General features: G+C 71.8%; 8 protein-coding genes and 2 pseudogenes. All 10 read right to left on the bottom strand.

The window, feature by feature from the left end:
• The coding region (locus BJF79_RS60880) for a hypothetical protein (RefSeq protein ID WP_262402338.1) at window positions 1-322 on the bottom strand (322 nt) is incomplete at its 3' end.
• Between the two features lie 411 nt (window positions 323-733).
• Complete coding sequence (locus BJF79_RS20800; protein ID WP_262402337.1) at window positions 734-1,588, bottom strand: TIGR03936 family radical SAM-associated protein; 855 nt, start codon at window positions 1,586-1,588, stop codon at window positions 734-736.
• Between the two features lie 235 nt (window positions 1,589-1,823).
• Window positions 1,824-3,744: pseudogene (locus BJF79_RS20795) on the bottom strand (TIGR03960 family B12-binding radical SAM protein).
• Between the two features lie 74 nt (window positions 3,745-3,818).
• Window positions 3,819-5,003 (bottom strand): rod shape-determining protein RodA, encoded by a 1,185-nt coding sequence (gene rodA, locus BJF79_RS20790; RefSeq protein WP_143220065.1) that lies wholly within the window; start codon window positions 5,001-5,003, stop codon window positions 3,819-3,821.
• Window positions 5,000-7,090 (bottom strand): penicillin-binding protein 2, encoded by a 2,091-nt coding sequence (mrdA, locus tag BJF79_RS20785; protein ID WP_075899730.1) that lies wholly within the window; start codon window positions 7,088-7,090, stop codon window positions 5,000-5,002. Before mrdA ends, rodA begins: the two co-directional genes overlap by 4 nt.
• A complete protein-coding gene (gene mreD / locus BJF79_RS20780; protein ID WP_075899728.1) occupies window positions 7,087-7,701 on the bottom strand; it encodes a rod shape-determining protein MreD in 615 nt (204 codons plus the stop codon). Before mreD ends, mrdA begins: the two co-directional genes overlap by 4 nt.
• A 1-nt stretch (window position 7,702) precedes the next feature.
• Window positions 7,703-8,722: a rod shape-determining protein MreC gene (gene mreC, locus BJF79_RS20775; RefSeq protein WP_075899726.1), complete on the bottom strand. Its 1,020-nt coding sequence runs from the start codon at window positions 8,720-8,722 to the stop codon at window positions 7,703-7,705.
• Window positions 8,723-8,770: 48 nt separating this feature from the next.
• Window positions 8,771-9,804: pseudogene (locus tag BJF79_RS20770) on the bottom strand (rod shape-determining protein).
• A 183-nt stretch (window positions 9,805-9,987) separates the two neighbouring features.
• Complete coding sequence (gene ndk, locus BJF79_RS20765; protein WP_075899724.1) at window positions 9,988-10,398, bottom strand: nucleoside-diphosphate kinase; 411 nt, start codon at window positions 10,396-10,398, stop codon at window positions 9,988-9,990.
• 41 nt (window positions 10,399-10,439) lie between these two features.
• Window positions 10,440-10,852 (bottom strand): hypothetical protein (locus BJF79_RS55635; protein WP_187357031.1); only part of this gene is annotated, 413 nt, incomplete at its 5' end.

Below are 10,852 nucleotides of genomic sequence, written 5' to 3'. Positions count from 1 at the left end.
GGAGGCGGGAGCCTTCTTCGCGGGCGCGGCGGCCGCCGCGGTGTCGTCCTCGATCTCCGGGGACGTCTCGGCACCGGTCGGCGGCACGGGCTCCGGGGTCTGCGCTGCCTTCGTGCTCCTGCGGGCCCGAGTCCGCGTGGTCTTCTTCGCGGGCGCCGCCTCCGCGGTCGCTTCGTCGGCGCTCTCCGCGCTCTCCGCGGCGGCCTCGGCCTCGGCCTCGGGCTTCGCGGCGGGCTCGGCCTCCTCGGCGGCGTCCCGCGCGGTCTGCGGCGGGCTCGGCGGGCGCGACCTCGCCGGTGGACTCCTCGCCGGGCTCCTGCACCGCCTCGTCCTCGGTCTCCTCCTCTTCCGCGGTCTCCTCCTCGCGGCGGGCGCGGCGGGCGCGGCCGTCTCGTCGACCTCGGGCGGCGGGCCCGCGGGACGGCTTGCGCGCGCGGACGCGTCGTCACGCCCGAGGTCGCCGCACCGTTCGTCTCGGTCGCGGCGTCGTTCTCGTTATCGGTGCCTTCGGCCTGCGCCGAATCGGCTTCGTTCTCTAGCATCCGGGCAATCTCCCGTCAGGCTCCCGGGCGCGACCACGCGTTCCGCCCTTCGGCGGATCGGTGCGGTGCGCCGCACGGGAACTCTCCGTCAGTCGGTGTCGCCACCGCCGTCGTCCGGCCGTGACGACGAAGTCGTCGGGGGCGCGCCCACCGTCCCTGCGGACCGGTTCCGTGTCACCACGGCTTCGGTCTCACGGGCGGGCGCCGACGGCATCCGCGCTCGCGGGTTCCCCGGGCCGCGGCCGCTGTGGGCCGCCGGTCGCCGCGGCGTCGTCGCCGGACGGCGGGCCGATCTCCCGGTCGGGATCCAGGGGATCCCCGAGGCCACCGGTGGCCGCGTCCAAAGGCCCCTGCGCCAGCCTGGTCACCAATGGCGGTGACGGCGGCGCGAGGTCGGCGATCTGGCGCAGACCGGTGAGGATGTCGTCGGGTCGAACGGCGGGTGTGGAATGCCGAACAACCATTCGAAGTATGGCACAAGGGGCATCCGCCGCCTCCGCGGCGCGCCGGTCCGGCTCGTCGGCCTCCGCCTCGAGCACGCTGACCGCGGCGCGCACGTCGAACCGGCGCCGCCCCTTCTTCGTGAGGCGCTCGACCTCGATGACGTCGGCGTCCAGGAACGCGGCCACGGCCGCGGCGGCGTCGCCCGCGGGCACGCCGTCCAGCCGGATCCGCCACCGGGACGCCTCGAGCCGATCGGCGAACGCGCCCGGTTTTACCGGCGCGTCTCCGGCGCCGCCCGCCCGCACCGGAACGACATCGACGATGTCGAGGCCGGGCGGCAGGGCCGCGTCGAGATCGGCCCGCACCCGCGCAGGGTCGCGGGTTTCGGTAAGCCCGATTTCGAGGTACTCGGCCTCACTGGCGACCCCTGTGGCCGCCGCACCCGCGTACGAGATCTTCGGGTGCGGGGTGAATCCGGCACTGAACGCGACCGGGATCCCGGCGCGCCGTACGGCGCGTTCCACGGCCCGGGAAATGTCGCGGTGGCTCGTGAACCGCAGCCTGCCGCGCTTGGCATAACGGACGCGCAGGCGCTGGATCACGGGGGCCGGTGCCGGTCCCTCCGGCTTGGGTGCCAGGGCTCTCGTCCTTCCTACTCGTGCCGAGTGTGAAAACGTCTCCCTATAGAGTACGGTGCCCCCGCCCCCGATGGAGACGCCCGACCCTCCCATTGGGGCCGCCACCCCCACGAACACCCCCGAAGGACCGCCCATCCGGTGCCCGGGACGGACCGGATTTCCTCCGCGAGTCGCACGTCCCCCGGCCGCGGTTTCGGTTTCAGACCACCGACAGCGGCAGGAGCTTCTTGCCGGTGGGGCCGATCTGGATCTCGGTGCCCATGGTGGGGCAGACGCCGCAGTCGTAGCAGGGCGTCCAGCGGCAGTCTTCGACCTCGGTCTCGTCGACGGCGTCCTGCCAGTCCTGCCAGAGCCACTCGCGGTCGAGGCCGGCGTCGAGGTGGTCCCAGGGCAGGACCTCGACCTCGTCGCTCGCGGACGGTGTACCAGTCGAGGTCGACGGGCTCGTCGGCGAGGGCCCGCTCGGTGCAGGCCGTCCAGCGGTCGTAGGAGAAGTGCTCGCTCCAGCCGTCGAAGCGGCCGCCGTCCTCCCAGACGGCGCGGATGGCGCGGCCGACGCGGCGGTCGCCGCGGGAGAGCAGGCCCTCGATGACGGACGGCTGGCCGTCGTGGTACCGCAGCCCGATCGCGCGTCCGTACTCCTTGTCGCCGCGCAGGTTGTCCTTGAGGGCGCGCAGGCGGGCGTCGACGGTCTCGTGGTCGCACTGGGCGGCCCACTGGAACGGGGTGTGCGGCTTGGGCACGAACCCGCCGATCGAGACCGTGCAGCGGATGTCCTTGCGGCCGGTGGCCGCGCGGCCCGCGGCGATGACGCGCTTGGCCATGTCGGCGATGGCGAGGACGTCCTCGTCCTCCTCCGTGGGCAGGCCGCACATGAAGTACAGCTTGACCTGGCGCCAGCCGTTCTCGTAGGCGGTGGTGACGGTGCGGATCAGGTCGTCCTCGGTGACCATCTTGTTGATCACCTTGCGCATCCGCTCGGAGCCGCCCTCGGGCGCGAAGGTGAGGCCGGAGCGGCGGCCGCCGCGGGAGAACTCGTTGGCGAGGGTGATGTTGAAGGCGTCCACGCGGGTGGACGGCAGGGAGAGGGAGGTGTTCGTGCCCTCGTAGCGGTCGGCGAGGCCCTTGGCGACGTCGCCGATCTCGCTGTGGTCGGCGCTGGAGAGGCTGAGGAGGCCCACTTCCTGGAAGCCCGACTCCGTCAGGCCCGTCTCGACCATGTCGCCGATGGTGGTGATCGACCGCTCCCGGACGGGACGGGTGATCATGCCCGCCTGGCAGAACCGGCAGCCGCGGGTGCAGCCGCGGAAGATCTCGACGCTGAAGCGCTCGTGCACGGTCTCGGCGAGGGGGACGAGCGGCTTCTTCGGGTACGGCCACTGGTCGAGGTCCATGACGGTGTGCTTCTCGACCCGCCACGGGACGCCCGGACGGTTCGGCGCGACGCGCTGGATGCGGCCGTCGGGCAGGTAGTCGACGTCGTAGAAGCGGGGCACGTACACGCCGCCGGAGGCCGCGAGACGCAGCAGGACCTCGTCGCGTCCGCCGGGCGCGCCCTCGGCCTTCCACTCGCGGACGACCTCGGTGATCGCCAGGACGATCTCCTCGCCGTCGCCGAGGACGGCGGCGTCGACGAAGTCGGCGATGGGTTCGGGGTTGAACGCGGCGTGCCCGCCCGCGACGACGATCGGGTGGTCGACGGTGCGGTCGGCGGCGTCCAGGGGGATGCCCGCGAGGTCGAGGGCGGTCAGCAGGTTGGTGTAGCCGAGTTCGGTGGAGAACGACACGCCGAACAGGTCGAACGCGCCGACGGGCCGGTGCGCGTCCACGGTGAACTGCGGGACGCCGTGCTCCCGCATGACGGCCTCCATGTCCGGGAACACCGCGTAGGTGCGCTCGGCGAGGACGCCCTCGCGCTCGTTCAGGATCTCGTAGAGGATCTGCACGCCCTGGTTCGGCAGCCCGACCTCGTAGGCGTCCGGGTACATCAGCGCCCACCGCACTTCGGCGTCGTCCCAGTCCTTGACCTGGGAGTTCAGTTCGCCGCCGACGTACTGAATCGGCTTCTGCACGCCCGGGAGCAGGGGCTCCAGCCGCGGGAAGATCGATTCGATGGGCATGGCGGTGTCCTCCGTGCAGTGGACATGGGAACGGACGGTCCAGCCTACCGATTCGCCGCCGCGCGTCGAACGCGTCAGTCGAAGGGCCTGCGGCGCAGGTGGACGGCCTGCAGCAGGCCGAAGCCGATCATGTTCGCGAACGTCGCGGAACCGCCGTAGGACACGAACGGCAGCGGCAGGCCGGTGATCGGCATGAGCCCGATCGTCATGCCGATGTTCTGGAACGCCTGGTAGCCGAACCAGCAGACGACGCCGGTGGCGACGAGCGTCCCGAACAGGTCGGCGGCCTGGGTGGCGATGCGGAGTCCGCGCCACAGGATGACGCCGATCAGCAGCACGATCACCGCGCCGCCGATGAAGCCGAGCTCCTCCCCCGCGACCGTGAAGATGAAGTCGGTCTGCTGCTCGGGGACGAAGTTGCCGCTGGTCTGCTCGCCCTGGAACAGCCCCTGGCCGTCGACGCCGCCGGAGCCGACGGCGATGCGCGACTGGCGGGCGTTGTAGCCGGCGCCGCGCGGGTCGGCGTCGGGGTCGAGGAACGCGGTGAACCGGTCGATCTGGTAGTCCTCCAGCAGCCCGAAGAACCACACGGAGAAGATCGCGAACGCGGAGCCGCCGACCAGCCCGAACATCCACCGCTTGCGCGTGCCGGAGATCACCAGCATGCCGAAGACGACGGCGATGAACACCAGTGTGGTGCCGAGGTCGGGCTGCATCAGGATCAGCACGGCCGGGACGCCCGCGAGGACGAGCGCGAACAGGATGTCGCGGGTGCCGGGGCCGATCTCGCCGTCCCGGGGTTCGCCGAGGATCATCGCGAGCAGCACGACCAGGCCGACCTTCGCGAACTCCGACGGCTGCATCTGGAACCCGCCGCCGATGACGATCCACGAGTGCGACCCGTTGATCGTCGCGCCGAGCGGCGTCAGGACGGCGACGAGGCCCGCGCAGGCCAGGCCGTACAGGATCGGGACGTACGCGCGCAGCAGCCGGTAGTCCAGCAGCGACACGACGGCGCCGAGCGTGAACCCGATCAGCAGGTTGATCGCGTGCCGCTTGACGAAGCCGTTCGGGTCCTGGCCCTGCTCGGCCAGCGTGTGGAACGTCGCGGAGCGGACCAGGAGCGCGCCGAGCACCGACAGGGCGAGCACCGCCAGGCACAGCGGCCAGTCGAGCCCGCGCAGCGCGGCGAACCGGCCGCGCCACCGCGACCGCGTCGCGTACCCGTCGACCGTCCCGGCCTTGGCCCCGGTGATCACGGCGCCGCGTCCCGCACCGGTGCCGCGCCCTGGTCGGGGACCTTCGGCACCTCGGTGGGGAGGCGCCCGTCGTCCAGGATGGGTTCCTTGTCCTTCGTGCCGTACATGGCGTCCCAGATGTTGCGGACGATCACACCGGACGTCGAGGCGCCGAAGCCGCCCTGCGAGACCATCGCGACGATCGCGTAGCGGGGCTCCTTCACCGGGCCGAACGACGCGAACCAGGACATGTCCTCCTGGCCCCACCGTTCGGCGGTTCCGGTCTTGCCGCCCACGGCGACGCGCTTGAAGTCGAACCCGCTGAACGCCCCGGCGGCGGTGCCCTTCTTCGGGACCTCCGCGAGCGCGTCGCGCATGTAGGCGAGGACCTTCTCGTCGACGGGCAGTTTCTCCGGCTCCGGCGGCTCGATCTTCCGGACGACCGTGCCGTCGTGCCGGACGACCGCGACGCCGATCCGCGGGGTGTGCAGCTTCCCGCCGTTGGCGAGGGCGGCGTACGCGCGGACGAGCTGCAGCGGCGTGACCATCACGTTGCCCTGCCCGATCGACAGGTTGGCGGCGTCGCCCGCGCGCCACACCATGCCTTCGGCGCAGTTCTCGTGGGCGACCTGCTTGAGGTACGCGGCGCGGGCCGGGTCGGTCTTGGCGACCTTCGGGTAACCCGACTTGGCGTGCTTGCAGCTGGAGTCCTTGGTGGCCTCCCAGTACTCGCGCTTCCACTTCGCGTCGGGGATGCGGCCTTCGCTCTCGGACGGCAGGTCGATTCCGGTGCGGGAGCCGAACCCGAAGTCGCGGGCCGTCTCCACCATCGGGTTCTTCGCGTCCAGCGGGGCCTTCCGCCCGCCGTTGTGCAGCCACATCTCGTGCGCGAACTTGTAGAAGATCGTGTCGCAGGACTTCACGAGGGCGGTGTGCAGGTTCATCGGGCCGAGGTTGGCGCTCTGGAAGTTGTTGAACGCGCGGCTGCCGACCATGTACGACCCGGGGCAGTTGTAGGTGCCCTTCAGGTCGTATCCGGCGCGGATCGCGGCGGCCACCGACGACACCTTAAAGGTGGAGCCGGGCGGGCCCATGCCCTGCGTGACCCGGGAGATCAGCGGGTTGTTGTTCTTCTCCCCGAGCAGGGCGTCGTACTTCTCCTGGGAGATGCCGCCGGTCCACACGCTCGGGTCGTAGGACGGGGCGCTCGCCATCGCGACCATCCGGCCGGTCCGGACGTCCATGACGACGGCCGCGCCGGAGTCGGCGGGCCGGCCGGCCTTGCGGGCGCGGTCGATGCCCTCCTTGAGCGCCTTCTCCGCGGCGCCCTGCACCTCGGCGTCGATGCTGGTGACGATGTTGTTGCCGGTGACGGGCGCCTTCTCCTCGGCGATGCCGGTGACGCGGCCCTGGCTGTCGACCAGCACCCGGCGGTACCCGGCCTCGCCGCGCAGCTCCTTGTCGTACTGCGCCTCCAGCCCGGCGCGGCCGACGAGGTCGACGGCGCTGTACCCGGTGACCTTGATGCCCTGCCGCTCGGCCATCTCCTCCTCCGTGATCGGCTGGAGGTAGCCGAGCGTCTGCACGGCGGACGCGTCGTACGGCTGGGGGTACACGCGGGTCGCCTGGATCTGCGCGGTGATGCCGGGGAAGTCCTCCTTGCGCTCCACGATCTGCAGCGCGGCCTTGGGGTCGGTGTGGTCTTCCACGGGGATCGGCTGGTACGGCGAGCCGGGCCAGCACGGCCGCTGCACCGTGGGACCGCACAGCCGGATCTTCTTCTCGATCTCGGCGACGCTGGTGTCGAGGACCTCCGCGAGACGCCGCAGGACGGCGTCGCCGCCGTCGTCCTGCCGGGCGAGCGCGGTCCGGTCGACCGACACGACGAGCGAGCTGCGGTTGCGCGCGAGCGGGCGGCCCTTGTCGTCCAGGATCATGCCGCGCAGCGCCGGGACGACGATGTCGCGGGTGCGGTTCTGCGCGGCGATCGACGCGTAGCGCTCGCCGTCCAGGATCTGCAGGGTCCACAGGCGGCCGAGCAGGACGAGCAGCAGCGCGCCGACGAGCACGTACAGCACGACGAGCCGGAAGTGCGTGCGCGGGTTCACAGGCTCCCGCTCCGTCCCGACATCGCCCGGTAGCGGGCGGCGGGCACCGTGAATCGGTCGCCGCGGGCACCCCGGACGCCGCCGCCCTCGCCGCGTTCGTACCGGCGGGTGGCGCGCAGCACCGCCCACACCACGAACGGGCTGGCGATCACGGTGTAGAGGACCTGCAGCGGGACCATGCCGGACACGGTGGCCCAGTCGGCGCGCGGGTCGCCGAGCAGCATGCCCGTCCCGCCGTACAGGACGATCCCGGCGAGGGCGCCCGCGGCGACACCGAAGAACGGCACGGCCGACTGCCGGTCGACGCCGTCGGCGGCGGTGCCGCACAGGTACCCGATGACGCAGTAGACCAGCGCGTACCGTCCGATGGTGTGGTCGGCGGGCGGGACGATGTCGGCGGCCAGGCCCGCGCAGAAACCGGTGATCACGCCGGTTCCGGATCCGGCGACGAGCGCCAGCGCGACGACGGTGAGCAGCACCAGGTCGGGCTGGACGCCGCCGGGCAGCGGCAGCCGGTTCGCGACCGACACCTGCAGGATCAGGGCGACCGCGACGACCGCGGCGGCGACCAGGCCGCGACCGGCCGGCGACGCCTCCGGTTGGTTCAGCACGTCACTCTCCCGTGCTCGATTGCGGGGACGGGCTCCGCTCGCCGCTCGGCCGCGCCTCGGTCTCGCCGTCGGGCGAGGATCCGGGGCTCGGTGATCCGCTCGGCCGCGGCGTCCGCGACGGCGTGGGGGTGGGCGTGGGGGTCGGTTTCGGCTTGGGCGGCAGGACCGAGTCGCGCGGGTCGGTCTTGGGCGGGGCGACGACGACCGCGACGACGTCCAGGGCGCTGTAGCGCACGAACGGACGGACGTGCGCGGTGCGGGTGAGCCCGCCGGTGCCCTTCTCGACGCGTTCGACGACGCCGATCGGGACGCCCGGCACGTACGGGCGCTGCCCCTGCGAGCCGAACGTGACGATGCGCTGCCCGACCTTGATCGGCGCGCCCGCGTTGAGCAGCTGGAACCGCAGCGGGGACTCGGAGTCGCGCCCGTGCCGGCCGTTGCCCTGGAGGATCCCGATTTCCTTGGAGTCTTCGAGGCGGGCGCCGACCGCCGAGGTCTGGTCGGTGGCCAGCATGACGGTCGCGGTGGCGGGGCCGACGCGGGTGACGCGCCCGACGAGGCCCTGCGCGCTCATCACCGTCATGTCGGGCTTGATGCCGCTGCGGCTGCCGATGTCGATCGTGACGGTGTCCTCGTAGCCGTGCCCGGCGGAGATCACCCGCGCGGCGGCGATCTCGTAGCCGCCCATCCCGGCGGTGCCGAGCAGCCGCCGGAGCTGTTCGGAGTGCTCCTTGTCGAGCTCCGCCGAACGCAGCTGTTCGCGGAGCAGCTGGTTCTGCCGGGCGAGCCGCTCGGCGCGGCGGCGCTGGCCGGGCGCGTCGGTGATCGCGTCGAAGGTGTTGCCGATCGGCCGGACGATCGCGGCGGACGCGGCCTCGACCGGGCCGAACACCGCCGCGCCGAGTCCGCGCAGGCCGCGCAGCGGGGAGTCGTCCCCGCCGCGGTGGTCAATGGTGATCATCGTGAGCGCCGCGACGAGCAGCACGCCGAGGATCACGCGGGTGCGCCGGGTGTCCCTCACCCACCGACCTCCCGTTTCTAGTGGACCCGCTCAGCGAACGGCCGGGGCTCAGTGACGGGGTTCGGGGACGAGGACCTGGCGGAGCGACTCGAAGTCCTCCACGCATTTGCCGGTGCCGAGCGCGACCGAGTCGAGCGGGTTGTCCACGAGGTGGATCGGCATGCCGGTCTCCTCGCGGAGCCGCTCGTCCAGGTTCTTCAGCAGCGCACCGCCGCCGGTCAGCGCGATTCCACGGTCCATGATGTCCCCCGAAAGCTCGGGCGGGCATTTGTCGAGCGTGGTCTTCACCGCGTCAACGATGCTGTTGACCGGCTCCTCGATGGCCCGCCGCACCTCTTCAGCGGAGATCACGACGGTCTTCGGCAGCCCGCTGACCAGGTCGCGGCCGCGGATCTCGGCGTGCGGCTCCTCGTCGCCGCCGGGATAGGCCGAACCGATGGCCATCTTGATCTCCTCGGCCGTCCGTTCCCCGAGCATGAGGGAGTATTCCTTCTTCGAGAAGGAGATGATCGCCTGGTCGAGCTCGTCGCCGCCGACGCGGACCGACTGGCTCGTGACGATCCCGCCGAGCGAAATGATGGCGACCTCGGTGGTGCCGCCCCCTATGTCGACGACCATGTTGCCGGTCGGCTCGTAGACGGGCAGGCCGGAGCCGATGGCGGCCGCCATGGGCTCCTCGATGATGTAGACGCGGCGGGCGCGGCCTGGTAGCCGGCCTCCTTGACGGCGCGCTGCTCCACACCGGTGATCCCGCTCGGCACGGCGACCACGATCCGCGGTTTGGCGAAGTGCCTGCGCTTGTGGACCTTCTGGATGAAGTAGCGCAGCATCTTCTCGGTGACGTCGAAGTCGGCGATGACGCCGTCCTTCAGCGGGCGGACCGCGACGATGTTGCCGGGCGTGCGGCCGATCATCCGCTTCGCCTCGAGCCCCACGGCCACGATCTTCCCCGTGTTGGTGTTGATCGCGACGACGGACGGTTCGTTGAGGACGATGCCACGCCCGCGCACGTAGACCAGCGTGTTGGCGGTACCCAGATCGACCGCCATGTCACGGCCGAGAAACGACAGCTTGTTACCCATGAAAAAGGGAGCCCTTCACGATTGTCGGGCGTTCATAGCGGCGTGTCCATGGTAACGCGAGAGTGGCTGTCAGGGCAGGTACCCCGGGGCCGCGAGTCACCGAAAAAACGGGTGCTGACCAGGCTTGTTTTAGTTAAAGATGCGCGGGCCGGAGGTTTCCGGCCCGCGCGTCGTCGATCGTCGTCAGCCCAGTTCCGGGAAGAACAGCTTGATCTCCCGGTCGGCGGAGTAGGTCGAGTCGGAGCCGTGCACGATGTTCTCCCCGATCTCCAGGGCGAAGTCGCCGCGGATGGTGCCGGGGGTGGCGCTCACCGGGTCGGTGGCGCCGGCCAGCGCCCGGAACGCCTCGATCGCGCGGGGGCCCTCGACGACCATCGCGACCAGCGGGCCACCGGTGATGAACTCGACCAGCTCGCCGAAGAACGGCTTGCTCGCGTGCTCCTCGTAGTGGGCCTCGGCCGTCTCGCGGGGCAGGGTGCGCAGTTCCAGCGCGACGAGCTTCAGGCCCTTGCGCTCGATCCGCGAGACGACCTCGCCGACCACGCCGCGGCGGACGCCGTCGGGCTTGACCAGGACAAGAGTGCGCTCGGACACGAGTGAATCTCCTCAGGAAGGTTGGGATATGCGCGCGAATCCTACCGGGCCGCCGAAGTTCCGGACGCGTTCGCCGCGCTGCGCCGTCCCGCCGCGGGCCGCGCGTCCCGTCCGTTGCGCGCGGCGCGCACCGCCGGTACGGCGGCGACGAGCCCGGCCGCCGCCGCGATGCACAGCCACGCGTACTGGCCCTGGACGAGCCCGGCGAGGCGCTGCGCGTCGGTCTCGGGACGGATCCGCGCCAGCGACGCGGCCTGCAGCGACAGCGCCGGCCTGCTGCCCCGCCAGCACCGCCGGGAAGCACAGCGACAGGCCGAACAGCGCGGCGCCCGCGCCGCGCCCCGCAGCGACGCGGCCAGCGCCAGCCCGCGCCCGCGCCGAGCGGGACGAGCAGCAGCGGCGGCGCCCAGCGTCCGCCGCCGACCGCCGCGAGCAGCACCGCCCCGGCCGGCAG

The organism is Actinomadura sp. CNU-125 (assembly GCF_001942465.1).
Taxonomy (GTDB): domain Bacteria; phylum Actinomycetota; class Actinomycetes; order Streptosporangiales; family Streptosporangiaceae; genus Spirillospora.
This window is presented reverse-complemented; position numbering and strand designations above follow the sequence as displayed.